Origin of the sequence: Pseudomonas sp. NFPP07 (genome assembly GCF_900115645.1) — a bacterium.
Lineage (GTDB): Bacteria > Pseudomonadota > Gammaproteobacteria > Pseudomonadales > Pseudomonadaceae > Aquipseudomonas > Aquipseudomonas chlororaphis.
This window is the reverse complement of sequence record NZ_FOXG01000012.1, coordinates 88,918-104,112: the sequence shown is the minus strand read 5'-3', so window position 1 is coordinate 104,112 and position 15,195 is coordinate 88,918. Positions and strand designations below refer to the sequence as shown.

Below are 15,195 nucleotides of genomic sequence, written 5' to 3'. Positions count from 1 at the left end.
GGTGACTGGGCGAGCGCCTCAGTTGACAGTCATCATACAAGTAGAAAAATAGCGTCACAAGCGCAGACTCGTCGCAGAAGTCGGCACACAAGGCTTTGGTGATCGAAGAGAATGTTGAGGAATAAACTCAACTAATTGATTTTATTCATATAAATAAAAACTACAGGCACAGAAATATTTTTCTGGCTGCACTCGCGCTGAGAACCTGCACTGAACCCTGAAGTGACTTATCCGATAACTTGTCATACATGTCAGACAAGTTGAGCCCTGCCCGGCCACTTCGGTGATAAGCTTTTTGCTTTCCCTGCGCGACCTTGCCATGAGCACCGAATCCGATATCGCCCCGGGCCGTCGTCGCCCTTCCACCAACCTGGCCCATGACCTGGTCAGCGACCTGACCCGGCAGATCATGCGCGGCCTGCTCAAGCCCGGTGACAAGCTGCCGTCGGAAAGCACCATCGTCCGCACCCATGGCGTCAGCCGCACCGTGGTGCGCGAAGCCATCTCCAAGCTGCAGGCCGCCGGCTGGGTGGAAACCCACCATGGCGTCGGCAGTTTTGTCCTGGAGCGCCAGGACACCCACGGCCTGCGCTTGAACGTCGATACCGCCCTGAGCGTGCGCGACATCCTCGAATTGCGCCTGGGCCTGGAAACCCAGGCGGTGGCTCTCGCCGCCCGCCGGCGCAGCGCCGAGCAACTGGCGCAGATGCGCCAGGCGCTGGACGACTACCAGCAACTGCTGGCCAACAACGACAGTTGCGTGGAGGCCGACCAGCGTTTCCACCTGCTGATCGCCGAAGCCACCGGCAACCCCTATTTCGTGCAGATCCTGCAATCGCTGGGCAACGCCCTGATCCCCCGGACCCGGGTGCGCGACGCCGAGCGCGGCGATGTCGACCTGGCGCAACTGGCGACCCTGGCCAACCAGGAACACGAAACCCTCTACGCCGCCATCCGCCGCCAGGACCCGGATGCCGCGCGGGCGGCGATGTGGACCCACCTGAGCAACAGCCGGGAGCGGTTTTCCGCGGGGTGAGGGCAGGCGCCCGCTTGTACCGGGGTAGCGACGCTCAGCCTGTTCCGTGCCGGGCGAAGTAGCGCCCCGGCGTCACCCCGAACTGACGGCGGAACATGGCGATAAAGGCGCTGACATTGTCGTAGCCCAGGTCCAGCGCCACCCGGGTCACCGCATCACCCGCCGCCAGGCGCTCCAAGGCCCGCAGCAACCGCGCGCGCTGCCGCCACTGGCTGAAGGCAAAGCCGGTCTCGGCGACAAAACGCCGGGCCAGGGTTCGTGGCGAGATCCCCGCCCATTGGGCCCAGGCCTCCAGGCCGCGGCTGTCCGCCAGGTCGTCGGCCAGCGCCTGGCAGATCCGCCGCAACCGCGGGTCCACAGGCAATGGCAGGCCAAAGGGTTCCACCGGCAGGCTGCCCAGTTCATCGAGGATCACCCGGGCGATGCGCAACTGCGGCTCATCCAGCGCGCCTTGTGGCCAGCTCGCCGCACGCATCACCGCCTCCCGCAACAGCCCGGAGGTGGCAATGATCCGTGGTTGCGCCGGCAGTTCGTGGCAGGCCTCGGGCTCGACATAGATGCTCCAGCCGTCGAACGGGCCATGGGAACGCAAGGCGTGTTCGCAGCGCGGCGGCACCCACACCGCATGGGTCGCCGGCACCACCCACTGGCTGTCGGCCGCCGTCACCGACAACAGGCCGCGCCGTGCACCGAGCAATTGGCCGCGAGCGTGACTGTGGGCGGCGGTCTGCCGTTCGATCGGGCTGTGTTGCCACGCCGCGACCAGCAGCGGGCCGCCCTCGGCTTGAGCGAGCAAGGGGGAAACCAAAGGTTGGGACATTGGCTGTTTCACGTTATTCAACGGCAAGAACCAGGCAGTTTAGCCAATCCCCAGGCCGCAGACTGAGCGCTCATTCACACGAGGATCGATCCATGCGCGCCGAAGACCTGTTACCCGATCAACTCAACCATGGCAACTTCAACGGCACCCGGGTACGCAAGGGGACGGTGGGGGCCTTTCTGATCAATGCCCGGCTGTGGAGCGACCCGGGCACCTCGGCGCAGCAGCGGCGCATAGCCGAGGAGGATCTGCGGGCAGCCCTGCCGGCGCTCAGGGCCCTGGGGCTGTTCGAGCTGATGCAAGTGCGCGACCCGGCCCTGCGGGCATTGTGCGGGCAAGACTAACGTCGACAGCCCCTGTAGCCGCTGCCGAGCCCGCGAGGCTGCGATAGACCCGCAGGGTCTCCAGCGCCCGCAAGATCCCCGCGAGCGTGCCGCTCGATCGCAGCCTGCGGCAGCGGCTACACAAACATCGGGCCCGACCGGAATATAAGGATATCCCCACCCCTGTAGCCGCTGCCGAGCCCGCGAGGCTGCGACAGACCCGCAGGGTCTCCAGCGCCCGCAAGATCCCTGCGAGCGTGCCGCTCGATCGCAGCCTGCGGCAGCGGCTACACAAACATCGGGGCTGAGCGGAATATCGAGGGTGTCCCCCCTCCTGTAGCCGCTGCCGAGCCCGCGAGGCTGCGATAGACCCGCAGGGTCTCCAGCGCCCGCAAGATCCCCGCGAGCGTACCGCTCGATCGCAGCCTGCGGCAGCGGCTACACAAGCATTGGGGCTGAGCGGGCGGCAGCGATTACAGGTCGCATGGCAGGTGGCTAGCGAATCGGCAAGGCAATCGGCCGAATCGGCGCGGCATCGGCACCGCGCAACTTCAACGACGCGCCGATAAAGGCGAACTGGTACACCCGGTCTCGCGACAGGCCTTCGAGGTTGACCAGCTCCAGGATCGGCGCGCCCTGCATCGCCAGCAGGTAAGTGTGCAACGGCAGGTAGTTGCCCTCCACCTCCGACGGGAAGGTCTCGAAACTGAGGTTATCGGCGCCCACCACCATGGCACCGCCCTCCTCCACCAGGAACTTCGCCGCGTCCAGGCTCATGCCCGGCGGGTTGGCCATATAAGCCTGGGCCTTTTCGTAGTCGCGCATGCGCCCGGTGCGGATCAGCACCACGTCGCCCTTTTCCAGGCTGACCTGTTGCGCCTTCAGCGCCTGCTGCAGGTCGGCCCGGGTCACCCGGTAATTGTCCGCCAGCATGTCCACGCCCTTGGCCGCGGCGACGTCGATCAGCACCCCGCGGGCAACGATCGGCGGCAGTTTTTCCGCGCCGGTGACGTTCCAGCCACGGTCGCCCAAGTGCTGGTCGGCGCGAAAGCCGTTCCAGATCTTGCCGTCCAGGCCGAAGTGGTTGAGCGCATCGATATGGGTGCCCATGTGGGCATACATCGACACCGCCGAGCCGGTGTAGCTGACATGCCGGTTCATCGGTTCGCCGACCTGCATCGGGTCGGCGATCACATTGCCGTGGGGGGTGTGGGTCATCCACATCTGGTACGGCGGATCGCCCGCCGCCTGCCAACTGGGCATGCCAACGAAATACTCGACCGCCAGGTCGTAGGCCTGGCTGCCGCTGACCCGGGCCATGATCGCCGCCCGCGACTGCTCGGTGATCAGGTTCAGGCGGCCGATCTCATCCTTCGGCCCCCAGGGGCTAACGCCGACTTCGGCCTGGGGCGCGGCGCCGCACAGCGCACTGAACAGCGACAAGGCAGCCAGGCCGGGAATGACACGCAACAAACGGGAAACAGCCATGACGACACTCCTGTGAAATGAAGTGTCCATGGTATGGATTAACAATTCGGCGATAATCAGGCGTTTCGTTAAGACATATTCAACCCAGGAGAAACAATATGGATGTGCTGGCAGCCATGCGCACCTTTCGCCGCGTGGTGGAGCGCGCCAGCTTCAGCCTCGCGGCCAACGACCTGGGGCAATCCACCGCCGCGGTCAGCAAGCAGGTGCGCCAGCTGGAGGAACACCTGGGCAGCCTGTTGCTGCTGCGCACCACGCGCCGCATGAGCCTGTCGGACGCCGGCCAGGCCTACTTCAGCGAATGTTGCCACCTGCTCGACGAACTGATGGCCCTGGAGTGCGCGACCCGCGCCGGCACCCGCGAGCCCGGCGGCCGCCTGCGGGTCAACGCGCCGCTGTCGTTCGGCCTCAAGGTGCTGTCGCCGATCCTCGCCGACTTCATGCGGCGCTACCCGCAATTTCGTATCGACCTGACCCTCGACGACCGCCTGCTGGATGTGGTGAGCGAAGGCTTCGATGTGTCGCTACGGATTCGCCGACAACTGAGCGACTCGTCGCTGATCGCCCGGCGCCTGGGGGAAATCGAACAGGTGATCTGCGCCGCCCCGGCCTACCTGCTGGCCAAGGGCAGCCCGCAGACGGTCGATGAGCTGCGCGAGCACAACTGCCTGGCCTATCGCCTGGCCGAGCACCCCGGCCACTGGCAGCTGGAAGGCCCGCAAGGCAGCAGCCGCCTGGAACTGCCGGTGCGTTTTGCCGTGGACAACAGCCTGATGCTCAGCGACATGCTCCAGGCCGGGCTGGGCATTGGCGCCCTGCCCTCGTTCATCGCCCAGCCGTTGCTCGACAGCGGCCAGTTGCAGCGGGTCCTGCCCTGCTATTCCATGCCACGCCGGACCATCTACGCGGTGTATGCCAGCAATCGCCATGTGTCGCAGAAAATCCGCTTCTTCGTCGACTTCCTGGCCCAGGCCCTCGGCCCGCTCCAGGAGGCCGATCAGGCCGCGCCCGAGCCGGCGGACTGAACCTGGGCCGCCAGCCAATCGATCAGCCAGGACGCCGCCGGCCCCGGTGGCGTGTCGAGGCGGTAGATGGCGTCGAAGCCATAAGGCAGGCTCTGGCTGCCCGGCAGATCGAGTTGCACCAGGCGCCCGCTGGCCAGGTCCTCCTCGACCATCGGCGCCGGCATGTTGCCCCAGCCGATGCCTTCCCTGAGCAGCATATGCTTGGAGCCCAAGTCCGCCAGGCGCCAGCTGTGGGTGCCGACCACGCCGAAATCCTGGTTGCGCGTCAGCTCGGAACGGTCCGACAGCACCAGCTGCACATGCTCGCGACCCGCCCCCGGCAGGTTGACCGATGCTTGCGCCAGCGGATGCTCCGGAGCCGCCACCGGAATCAGCTGGACGAACCCCACCTGCACCCGCTCGATACCGGCCAGATCGCGGTGCACCATGCCGCTGACACCCACCGCGGCGCGTCCCGCCAGCACCATCTCGGCCACCGCGCCCAGGGCCTCCATGTGCAGGTGCAACTGCACCGTGGGGAACTCGCGGCGGAAGTTTTTCAGCGCATCGACGATGCGCGCCGCCGGGAACATCACGTCGATCACCAGGTGAACCTCTGCTTCCAGGCCTTGCAGCAGCCCCTTGACCTTGGCCCGCAGGCCGTCGATGCCGTTATAGATGCTCCGCGCCTCGGCCAGCACCGTGCGCCCGGCCTCGGTGAGCTGGGGTTTGCGGGTAGTCTTGCGGTCGAACAGGCTGACCCCCAGTTGCAGCTCCAGGTTGGCCATGGAATAGCTGATCACCGAAGTGGCGCGATGCAGCTTGCGCGCCGCGCCGGCAAAGCTGCCGACCTCGACGATGGTGAGGAAGATGCGCAATTGATCGAGGGTGGGCGTACCGGGGTTGCTGGACATGGGGCTGTTCTCGCAAAGGCTACGTTCTAAAAAATCGAATCTGATACTCGAAATTATTCGGCTATTACGTTCATAACGCCAGTGGCAAACTTCTCTCCATCGCGGCGCACCAAGGTGGTGAGGCCGAACCCACTGAGAGAATCCAGCATGTCCACACTGACCAACAGCCTGTCCACTACCTCCAACAGCAACGCCAGCATCAGCCTGATCGGGCGCGTCCTGCTCAGCGCCATCTTCATCCTTTCCGGCTTCTCGAAAATCGCCGCGCCGGCCGCCATGGTCGGCTACATCCAGTCGGTCGGCCTGCCCTTCCCGCAACTGGCCCTGGGCATCGCCATCGCCGTGGAACTGGGTGGCGGCCTGCTGCTGATCGCCGGCTACCGCACCCGCCTGGTAGCCCTGGGCCTGGCCGTGTTCAGCGTGGCCACCGCCCTGGCCTTCCACAACAACCTGGGCGACCAGAACCAGTTCATCCACTTCTTCAAGAACATCGCCATGGCCGGCGGCCTGCTGCAAGTGGTGGCCTTCGGCGCCGGCCGCTTCAGCCTGGATGCCCGCCGCCAGGGCTGATCGGCCTCCCCCACGACAACGCGGCGCCCAAGGGCGCCGCGTTGTCGTTTTGTTTCGTGACAAGAGCCCCCTTGCCCACCTTAAGACATACAAGCGAGCTTGCTCGCGATAAAAATCCCGCATGCACCGCCATGTCTTTCAGCCTGGCGGCTGATCGCGAGCAAGCTCGCTCCTACAGGGAATTAAGGTGTTTCAAGGGGTGGTCGGCACATCCAGCCCGACCTTGACCCGGCTCATGGCCACCAGGGTCTTGAAGCGCTTGACGTTGTTGTTCTCGAAGAACAGCTCACGAGTCAGTTCGTTGTACTGGGCCATGTTGCGCACGGCGAAGATCAGCACGAAATCGCACTCGCCCGCCACGTAGTAGCACTGCTGCACCTGCGGGCAGGCCTGGAAACTGCGCTTGAGCGCATCGAGCTGATCGATGCGTTCGCTCTCCACCTCCACCTCGACAATGATGCTCAGCTCATAGCCCAGGGCCTCGGGAGCGATGACCGCGCTGTAGCGTTCGATCACCCCTTCATCGCTCAGGCGCTTGAGGCGCCGGTTGACCGCCGCGGTGGACAGGTTCACCCGCAACCCCAACTCGCTTTGCGGGGTGCGCGCATCGCGTTGCAGTTCGGCGAGCAGTTTCAGGTCGTAGGCATCCAGGCTGGTGGTCATGCGGGCAATCCATGGGCAGGCAATCAGTGGTGGGCAATCAATGGAATGAAATTGTGCAAAGGCTGGCGATTATGCGAAACAAATTCGCCAGCCACGCAATATTATTTCCAGGGCTGCGAGCCGGGGCCTGGCCAGTGGCGCGCTGGACTCGTCGATGGCTGGCCCGGCCTGGCGTTTCCTGCAACCTTCGATCGATTGTCCGGTCACACTCCCCGACACGCTCGCCGCCGGCGCCATGCGCCAACTGGCCACCGGCAGCGCCCGGGATATTCCCCTACTGGCCGGCGAATCCGCCGCCGCGGGCCTCGCGGGACCGAGCCCGATGTGCAAGGATGGCGCGCGGCGCACCGTCGCGCACCTCGACGCCCACTCGGGCGTCCTGCTTATCAACACCGAAGGCGCCATGTCGCCGGCGGTGTATCAACAACTGGTCGGTGAAACGGCAGACTCGGTCCTCCAGCGGCAGCAGCAATGGCGCCAAGCGTCCATTGCCTGACAGGCGCCCGGGGTGACCGCCAAGGATTTTTATGACAGCCCTCAACACCCACACCTCAGAGCAACAGATCAGCCCCGGCCGCCTGGAACAGATGGCCACCCGCATCGCCTTTTTCATCGCCGGTTTCGGCATCGCCGCCTGGGCGCCGCTGGTGCCCTACGCCAAGGCCCGGGCCGGGCTCGATGAAGGCACCCTGGGCCTGTTGCTGCTGTGCCTGGGCGTGGGTTCGATCCTGGCGATGCCGATCGCCGGAATCCTGGCCGGGCGCTTCGGTTGCCGCCGGGTGATGGCCGCCGGCAGCCTGCTGATCTGCCTGGCCCTGCCGCTGCTGGCCACGGTGAGCACGGTGCCGCTGCTGATCGCCGGGCTGTTCCTGTTCGGCGCCGGGCTGGGCACGGTGGATTCCACGGTGAACCTGCAGGCGGTGATCGTCGAACGGGCCAGCGGCCGGCCGATGATGTCGGGCTTCCATGGCCTGTTCAGCCTCGGCGGCATCGTCGGCGCGGCCGGGGTCAGCGCCATGCTCGGCCTCGGCCTGTCGCCGCTCGGCGCGACCCTGGTGGTGGTGGCCTTGCTGGTCGTCGCCCTGCTCAAGGCGGCGCCGCACATGTTGCCGTACGGCAGCCGGAGTTCGGGCCCGGCCTTTGCCGTGCCCCACGGCGTGGTGCTGTTCATTGGCTGCCTGTGCTTCGTGGTGTTCCTCGCCGAAGGCGCGGTGCTGGACTGGAGCGCGGTGTTCCTCAGCGCCGAACGCCAGGTGGATGCCGCCTATGCCGGCCTGGGTTACGCGGCCTTCGCCCTGACCATGACCGTCGGCCGCCTGACCGGCGATGCCATCGTGCACAAGCTGGGGGCCACGCGGGTGATTGTCATGGGCGGCTCGGTGGCCGCCGCCGGCCTGCTGCTGGCGACCCTGGCACCGGCCTGGGAAGCGGCGCTGGTGGGTTACGCGCTGGTGGGCGTCGGCTGCTCGAACATCGTGCCGGTGCTGTACACCGCGGTGGGCAAACAGACTGTCATGCCCGAAGCCATCGCCGTGCCGGCCATCACTACCCTGGGTTACGCCGGCATCCTCGCCGGCCCGGCGCTGATCGGCTTTATCGCCCACGGCAGCAGCCTGAGCATCGCCTTCGGCCTGATCGCGGTGATGCTGATCGGCGTGGCGGCCAGTGGGAAAGTGTTGAAGGTCTGAGCCCTTTCGCGGGCCATCGAGCGTCCACTGTGTTTTCGAGATCGCAGGAAGGCCCTGCGGGCCTTTGCGCAGCCTGCGGCAGCGGCTACACAAGCATCGGGGCTGACCGGAATATCGAGGGCGTCACCACTCCCTGTAGCCGCTGCCGAGCCCGCGAGGCTGCGATAGACCCGCAGGGTCTCCAGCGCCCGCAAGATCCCCACGAGCGTGCCGCTCGATCGCAGCCTGCGGCAGCGGCTACAGGGGTTTGCGCCGGGCATAAAAAATCGCGGGTAAGCCTCGCTTCTGTAGGAGCGAGGTTTGCCCGCGATGGGCGCGACGCGGTCGGTCAGAAGCCGACGCTGGCCTGGACGAAGAAGGTCCGTGGCGCGCCGACATAGAGGCCGGAGTTGTTGTCGCTGGAGCGGGTGAAGTACTGCTTGTCGAAAAGGTTCTTCACCCCGGCGCCGAGCTTGAGGTTCGACAGCTGCGAACCGAAGTCATAACCGCCACGCACGTTCCAGGTGACGTAGCCCGGCATATCGCCGTACTGGCCGTCGGCGCTGCCTTCGGTGATGTAGTTGTCGTTGAAGCTGCCGTCGGCGTTGACCATGCTGCCTGGCGAGCGCTGCTTGGACTGGGCGAAGGCATCGATGTTGTAGGTCCAGCGGTTGATGTCGTAACGCAGGCCGAGCGTCGCCACCTGGCGCGAGTAAAACGGCAGGTCACGATCCTTGAACGCCGAGCTGCCACCTTCATAGGTCGCGCGGGTGTAGGTGAAACCGGCATTGGCGGTCAGGCCGTCGAGGCGCGGGTCCAGCGCGGCCAGGTCGTAGTGCACCGACGCCTCGATCCCCTGGTGCTTGGTCGCGCCGAGGTTGGTCCAGCCGACATCGTTGCTGATGTATTGCAGCTCGTCCGAGAAGTCGATGTAGAACGCCGTCAGCTCACCGCCCCACACCTCATCGTTGTAGCGCGTACCGATCTCGTAGGTCTTGGCCTTCTCCGGGTTCAGGCCGTTGGCGGTCTGGTCGCCCACCCCGCCCTGGCCCAGCTGGAAGTACTGCAGGCTGCCGAACGACGTCTCGTAGTTGGCGAACAGTTTCCACGCATCGGAGAGGTGGTACATCAGGCTCAGCGCCGGCAGCGGCTCGTTGCTGTTGATCTCGCGGCGCTTCTCCTGCACCGGCACACCATTGGTGCCGGCCACCGGGCGGTCGTGCCATTCGGTGCGGATGTTTTCGAAGCGGATCCCCGGGGTGATGGTCCAGTTGCCGACGTCGATCTTGTCGTCGATGTAGAAGGCCGTGGCCTCGGTGCCGCCGGTGCGGTCCTGGTACACATGGCCGTCGGAGCCCGGGCGCACCACTGGCTGGTTGTTGACCAGGGCCAGGCGGCTGGCCTCTTCGTGCATGCCTTCTTTCAGGTAGCGCATGCCGACGCTGGCTTCCTGGGTGGTCGGGCCGAGGTCGAACACATGGGACACCCGCGGCTCGATGCCGAAGGTGTAGTAGGTGCGCGGATAGGACACCAGGGTCTTCTGGTCGCGAGCGGCGATGGTGCTGCCACGGAAGCTGTCGGAGTAGTAGGTCAGCACTTCGAACTGGGTGCGATCGTCGATCTGGCGCAGGTACTTGAACGACACATCCTTGCGGCGGCCGCTGAAGTTGTCCCAGTCGCGGTCCGACTGGTAGGGGTCGGCGTCGTACTGCTTCTGCGTCAGGCCGCCGGGCATGTCGGCCTTGGCGTCGTAGTAGTGGAAATTGAGGCTGAAATCGTCCTGGTCGGTGGGCGCCCAATGGGTCTTGAGGATCACGTCGTCGATGTCGTTGCCGTTGTTGCTGGCGCGATAACCGTTGCCGTTGACCCCGGAGTACAGCAGCGCGGCGCCGATGCCGTTGTCCGCGGTGCCACCGAGAAAGGCCGTGTCGATGTGCTTCCAGCCGCCGCGCTGGGAGGTTTCCAGGGTGCTGCCGATTTCCCCGGTGGCTTTTTCCGGGATGGCCCGGGTCACGAAGTTGATCACCCCGCCGACGTTCTGCGGCCCATAACGCACGGAACCGGCGCCACGCACCACATCGATGCTGTCGAGGTTGCCCGAGGAGATCGGCGCCATCGACAACTGGGGCTGGCCATAAGGCGCGAAGGCCGCCGGCACGCCGTCGATCAGCACCGTGGAGCGCGGCGACAGGCGCGACGTCAGGCCGCGCACGCCGACGTTGAGGGAAATATCGCTGCCGCCGGTGCCGTTGGCGTCCTGCACCTGCACGCCCGGGACTCGACGCAGCACGTCGCCGACGTTCATCGCGCCCTGCTCGACCATGGCTTCACGGCGGATCACCGTACGCGCGCCGGGGTGGTTCTGCACCACCGCTTCGTTGGCGTCGCCCAGCCAGTCACCCACCACGCTGATGCTGGTGGCGCCCAGTTCCAGAGGGCCGCCACCCGCCGCCGACGGCGCCGGGCTGAGGGTCACCGAGCCGCCGTCGATCTGGTATTGCAGACCGCTGCCTTGCAGCAACTGGCGCAACGCCTGCTCCGGCGACAGCTTGCCGTCCACCGCCGGGGCCTGCTTGCCGGCCACCAGCTCAGGGCTGAAAAACACCTGCAACGAGGTTTGCAGCCCCAGCTGGCTCAGGGCCTGGCCCAACGGCTGGGCCTGGATGTGGATAGCGCTCGGCGCCTGTTCGGCATGGGCCTGAGGCAGCGCGGCACTGACCGCCAGGGCCAGGGCCAGCGGCAGCCAGCGGGTGGAAGGCGAGCAAGGATTGTTGTTATTCAGGTCGAGGCGTTTCAAGTTCGAGCAGTCCTGTTGATCGCAAGAAGATGCGTCTGTTAATGCAAACCAGTTGCAGTTGGACAAGAAGACGAAGAACTCGAAAAAAACCTGAATCTATCGCGCAATTATTTCCTGGCTACCGTCGGCGTGGGTCTTCACCGCCACCGGCAGGATGCTCGGCAAGGCCTTGAGCAGCGCGTCGGTGTCGTCGGATTTGAACACGCTGGTCAGGCGCAACCTGCCCACCGCCTCGCTGCCGACCCGCAGCGGCTGCTCGCGATAACGCGACACCTCGGCGGCCACCTCGTTGAGGCTGGCATTGTTGAACACCAGCTTGCCACTGCGCCAGGCGGTCAGCGCCTGGGGATCCACCGCGTAGGCCGCGGCCACTTGACCCCGGGCATCGACCGCGGTGCCCAGGCCCGCGCTCAGGTTGACGAAGTCGCTGTCGGCGGCGTCGCGCCCCTGCACCCGCACCGTGCCCTGCTCCACCGCGACCCGGGTCTGGGCAGCATCGCGGCGCACATCGAAGCGCGTGCCGGTGACCGTGACCTTGCCGGGCCCGGCCGTCACCACAAAGGGCCGGCTACTGTCGTGCTCGACACTGAACATTGCCTCGCCTTCGCTCAACTCGACGCTGCGTTGGCCTTGTTCATAACGCACCCGCAAGCGACTGCGGCTGTTCAGGTCGACCTGGGAACCATCGGGCAAGGCCACATGGCGGCGCTCGCCCGGGGCCGTGGCGAACTCGGCGCTGTACAGCGCAGGCGGGTTCAAACCGCTGAACAATCCCAGGCCCACGGCCACCGCCAGCACACTGGCCGCCACCGCATAACGCAACAGCGGGCGGCGCCTGATGCTCGGGTTCGGGGTTGCGCACAGCGCCTGCAAACGCGCCTTGGGCACCAGATCCGTGGCCGCCCACAGGGTGTGCAGCAGTTGGAATTCATCTCGATGCGCCTCGTGCTGCGCCAGCCAGGCGTCGAAACGCTGCCGCTCCTCGGCATCGATCGCCGGTTCTTGCAGGCGCACAAACCACAGCGCCGCCTCATCGCGAACCGTCGCCTGCCCGCACGCGCACTCACGAGTCTGCGTCATGGAACATCCTGTTGGGCTGGGGGTGAAAAGGCAGGGCATTCATCAGCGCGGCCCGTCCACGCGCTCGCGCAGATGCCGCAGGGTGCGGATCATATACTTTTCCACCATGTTTTTTGACAGCCCCAGGCGCTGGGCAATCTCGGCCTGGGTCAGCCCCTCGAGCTTCTGCCAGACGAACACCTTGCGGCAGTTCAACGGCAACTCGCCAAGGGCCCGTTCGATGGAATCAGCCAGCTGGATCGCATGCATGAAATGCTCCGGGTCGCCGCTGGACGACGCAACTGGATACACCGCCTCCATGGCGCCGCGCCGATCCTCACGGCGATAGGCATCCACCGCGATATTGCGCGCTGTCTGGTGCAGATACGCCCGCGGCTGCTGCACCGCCGCCGCATCCGACTCCAGCACCCGGACAAAGGTGTCATGGGCCAGGTCTTCCGCCTGCGAACGGTTCTTCAGCCGACGCGTCCAGGTGCCGATCAACTCTTCGTAGTGCTCGAAAAAGCCTGGTCGGCGTGGCGGCTTGGGGGTCATTGCGGCGTGCTGAGGGTGGGGAGGCGTGAATAGTAATGCTTCTTATTAAAGGCGGCAATTGGTTCGGATGAGGGGTGGATTTAAACAAGAATGATGGCTGCTTTCGGCCATAAGCGGACGTTCACAAGCGACCGCTACCGGCCATCTGCTGATAATCATGAAGGAGTGAATTCCCGAGGCCGATCAGACACTGCTCCTGAAGCCCTCCCTAATTCCAACGATTCCCCGCTCAGTAACTCTTCGAACTAAGTTGCCTAGCCTCATGGGGCGACCTTCCGCTCCACTCCTTGAAGGCGCGAGAGAAGGCGCTGTGCTCCGAATAGCCCAGCAGCATGGCGATATCCACGATTTGCAGGCGTGGATCGCGCAGGTACGACAGCGCCAGTTCGTGGCGCACTAGGTTCAACTCATAGCGAAAGCTGGTGCCGGCCTCTTTTAGACGGCGCTGTAGCGTGCGTGACGAGGTGCCCAGTCGGGGACTTATTCGCTCTATGCTCGGCTCACCTTCGCGCATGACATGGGCGATGGCCTTGCGCAGGTGTGCCACGAACTCATCCTGCTGTGGCAACTGGGCCAGCAGGCGATCCGCATGTTGTTCCAACAGGGAGACTAGCTCAGGATCGGGGCTCTTAAAGGGCAGTTCGAGTAGTTGCGCGGAGAAACGCAACACCGCCTCGGCCTGACCGAAATGTACCGGGCAACCGAAGAATGCTTCGTAAGGTCTGGAGTCAAGAGGGCCGGAATGATTGAAATCGATCCGCAACGGGTTCACGGTGCCGCGCACTAGGGCACGGCAGAACTGCACTACAGCAACCATACCGGTTTCATTCACCAAAGGTCCGGGCTGGTACTGGCTGACATCCCATACCAATTCGAACCAGCCGTCGCCGTTGCGGCGAGTCATGGGAATGACGTCGTACACCAGGCGAATGTAGCGTTCCAATCGTTGCAGAGCAGTACCGAGATTACCGCAGGCCAGCAGCACCGATCCGAGCACACCGATATGCCGGGCGCTGATGGTTTGACCGAGGTGCAGTCCTAACAGCGGATCGCCTAACTCTTGCGCCGCTATCACCAACAGGCGATCCCAGCATTCCACGTCAACGCCGCCGCCCCCTTGGGCGGGTGTGGGCCAGGGCCGGCCAAGTACCGACTCGGGCTCATGACCGAGCGCCTCCAGGTATTCATAGATCAGTTGCACGTAGCTCTCGGGCACTACGCGCCTATACAAGGGCTGGTTCATCGGGCCTCATTAGGTGGGTTGGCCTTTTGTTGTTTGGCGCAAAGTGTCAAGCGGGGCGTCGGGTACCGTCAAGCCTTCATAACAGCAGCGGCCGAAAATGACAGCACTCCAGCCATTCCAGCGGATGCTGTTCATGAAAACGATCACCGAACTTCTGGCACCAGCGACAATCCAGTTCTTCTCCAACGGCTCACATTGCGTTGCCGATTTTTACCGCCCACTGGGTGCCGGACCTTTCCCGGTGGTAGTGATGGCACATGGACTTGGCGGGACGCGCAAGATGCGTTTGCCTGCCTTTGCCGAACGCTTCGCCGCCGCCGGCTACGCCTGCTTGGTCTTCGACTATCGCCACTTCGGCGACAGCGAGGGTGAGCCACGCCAACTGCTGGATATCAACCGCCAACTCGAAGACTGGAAAGCCGCGATAGCTCACGCCCGTCGACTCGCGGATGTGAACCCGCAGCGTGTCGTTATCTGGGGCACCTCGTTCGGTGGCGGACATGTGCTGGCCACCGCGGCCGGCGATGCCGGTGTGGCCGCTGTCATCTCACAATGTCCCTTCACCGACGGTCTGAGCTCTAGTCTTGCCATCAAGCCCCTGGTATCTCTTCGCCTCACCTTAATGGCCCTGGCCGACCGAATCGGTTCGTGGTTCGGCGCCAAACCCATTCTGGTTCCGCTCGCCGGTCGACCTGGCGATACGGCATTCATGACTTCGCCGGATGCCTGGAGTGGCTATAACGGGTTGATCCCGTCAGATGCACGTATCCGCAAAGAGGCCGCCGCGCGCTTTGCCCTGGACATCATTCGCTACTACCCCGGACGCAGTACACCTCGTATCCAGGCCCCCGTGCTGTTCTGCGTGTGCGATCCCGACAGCGTGGCACCGGCGAAGCAGACGCTGCGTCACGCCCGACGCGCGCCACGTCATGAGATCAAGCGCTATGCCCATGGGCACTTCGATATTTATGTGGGCGAAGCCTTCGAGCAGGTGGTGGGTGATCAACTCGACTTCCTCAAGCGCAACGTGCCAAGCATCCCAACGAAGAGATAAGA

Annotated in this window: 15 protein-coding genes; 7 read left to right on the top strand and 8 right to left on the bottom strand. The window is 64.7% G+C overall.

Translation table 11 applies throughout. The annotated features are described in order from the left end of the window. Positions 1-319 precede the first annotated feature (319 nt). Positions 320-1,036 carry a FadR/GntR family transcriptional regulator gene (locus tag BM019_RS27305; protein ID WP_092422017.1) on the top strand — a complete coding sequence of 239 codons (717 nt, stop codon included), beginning with the start codon at positions 320-322 and terminating at the stop codon, positions 1,034-1,036. 34 nt (positions 1,037-1,070) lie between these two features. Here the strand turns inward: BM019_RS27305 and BM019_RS27300 are convergent, their stop codons facing one another. Next, the gene (locus BM019_RS27300; RefSeq protein WP_092421803.1) at positions 1,071-1,856 is read right to left on the bottom strand and encodes an AraC family transcriptional regulator; all 786 of its coding nucleotides are present in this window, start codon (positions 1,854-1,856) and stop codon (positions 1,071-1,073) included. A 92-nt stretch (positions 1,857-1,948) separates the two neighbouring features. On the opposite strand from BM019_RS27300, the gene BM019_RS27295 reads away from it, so the two are divergent. Further along, positions 1,949-2,200 carry a DUF7709 family protein gene (locus tag BM019_RS27295; RefSeq protein WP_092421800.1) on the top strand — a complete coding sequence of 84 codons (252 nt, stop codon included), beginning with the start codon at positions 1,949-1,951 and terminating at the stop codon, positions 2,198-2,200. A 474-nt stretch (positions 2,201-2,674) separates the two neighbouring features. Here BM019_RS27295 and BM019_RS27290 read toward each other — a convergent pair whose 3' ends face one another. Beyond that, positions 2,675-3,667: a cyclase family protein gene (locus BM019_RS27290; protein WP_085534018.1), complete on the bottom strand. Its 993-nt coding sequence runs from the start codon at positions 3,665-3,667 to the stop codon at positions 2,675-2,677. Between the two features lie 98 nt (positions 3,668-3,765). Here BM019_RS27290 and BM019_RS27285 point away from each other — a divergent pair, with 98 nt between their 5' ends. Next, positions 3,766-4,692, top strand: a complete 927-nt coding sequence (locus BM019_RS27285) for a LysR family transcriptional regulator (protein WP_092421797.1) — start codon at positions 3,766-3,768, stop codon at positions 4,690-4,692. Here the strand turns inward: BM019_RS27285 and BM019_RS27280 are convergent. Then, on the bottom strand, positions 4,665-5,585 hold the full coding sequence (locus BM019_RS27280) for a LysR family transcriptional regulator (protein ID WP_062825262.1): 921 nt from the start codon (positions 5,583-5,585) through the stop codon (positions 4,665-4,667). The two genes, BM019_RS27285 and BM019_RS27280, sit on opposite strands and share 28 nt — an antisense overlap. 147 nt (positions 5,586-5,732) lie before the next feature. Between BM019_RS27280 and BM019_RS27275 the strand changes: the two genes are divergently transcribed. Continuing rightward, positions 5,733-6,155 carry a DoxX family protein gene (locus BM019_RS27275; protein WP_007932743.1) on the top strand — a complete coding sequence of 141 codons (423 nt, stop codon included), beginning with the start codon at positions 5,733-5,735 and terminating at the stop codon, positions 6,153-6,155. 192 nt (positions 6,156-6,347) lie between these two features. Here BM019_RS27275 and BM019_RS27270 read toward each other — a convergent pair whose 3' ends face one another. Further along, on the bottom strand, positions 6,348-6,818 hold the full coding sequence (locus BM019_RS27270; RefSeq protein WP_062825261.1) for an Lrp/AsnC family transcriptional regulator: 471 nt from the start codon (positions 6,816-6,818) through the stop codon (positions 6,348-6,350). 154 nt (positions 6,819-6,972) lie between these two features. On the opposite strand from BM019_RS27270, the gene BM019_RS27265 reads away from it, so the two are divergent. Beyond that, positions 6,973-7,314 (top strand): PALP domain-containing protein, encoded by a 342-nt coding sequence (locus BM019_RS27265; RefSeq protein WP_239691111.1) that lies wholly within the window; start codon positions 6,973-6,975, stop codon positions 7,312-7,314. Between the two features lie 31 nt (positions 7,315-7,345). Beyond that, positions 7,346-8,506 carry an MFS transporter gene (locus tag BM019_RS27260; RefSeq protein ID WP_062825260.1) on the top strand — a complete coding sequence of 387 codons (1,161 nt, stop codon included), beginning with the start codon at positions 7,346-7,348 and terminating at the stop codon, positions 8,504-8,506. A 328-nt stretch (positions 8,507-8,834) separates the two neighbouring features. Here BM019_RS27260 and BM019_RS27255 read toward each other — a convergent pair whose 3' ends face one another. The 4 genes from BM019_RS27255 to BM019_RS27240 all read right to left on the bottom strand — a co-directional run bounded on the left by BM019_RS27255 (position 8,835) and on the right by BM019_RS27240 (position 14,139). Continuing rightward, positions 8,835-11,282: a TonB-dependent siderophore receptor gene (locus tag BM019_RS27255; RefSeq protein ID WP_175510746.1), complete on the bottom strand. Its 2,448-nt coding sequence runs from the start codon at positions 11,280-11,282 to the stop codon at positions 8,835-8,837. 96 nt (positions 11,283-11,378) lie between these two features. Further along, positions 11,379-12,362 (bottom strand): FecR family protein, encoded by a 984-nt coding sequence (locus BM019_RS27250; RefSeq protein ID WP_092421794.1) that lies wholly within the window; start codon positions 12,360-12,362, stop codon positions 11,379-11,381. 42 nt (positions 12,363-12,404) lie between these two features. Continuing rightward, positions 12,405-12,896: a sigma-70 family RNA polymerase sigma factor gene (locus tag BM019_RS27245; RefSeq protein WP_092421791.1), complete on the bottom strand. Its 492-nt coding sequence runs from the start codon at positions 12,894-12,896 to the stop codon at positions 12,405-12,407. Positions 12,897-13,125: 229 nt separating this feature from the next. After that, a complete protein-coding gene (locus BM019_RS27240) occupies positions 13,126-14,139 on the bottom strand; it encodes an AraC family transcriptional regulator (RefSeq protein WP_009044696.1) in 1,014 nt (337 codons plus the stop codon). A 133-nt stretch (positions 14,140-14,272) separates the two neighbouring features. On the opposite strand from BM019_RS27240, the gene BM019_RS27235 reads away from it, so the two are divergent. Then, positions 14,273-15,193, top strand: coding sequence for an alpha/beta hydrolase (locus BM019_RS27235; protein ID WP_085534412.1), 921 nt, complete (start codon positions 14,273-14,275; stop codon positions 15,191-15,193). The last annotated feature ends 2 nt before the right edge of the window (positions 15,194-15,195 follow it).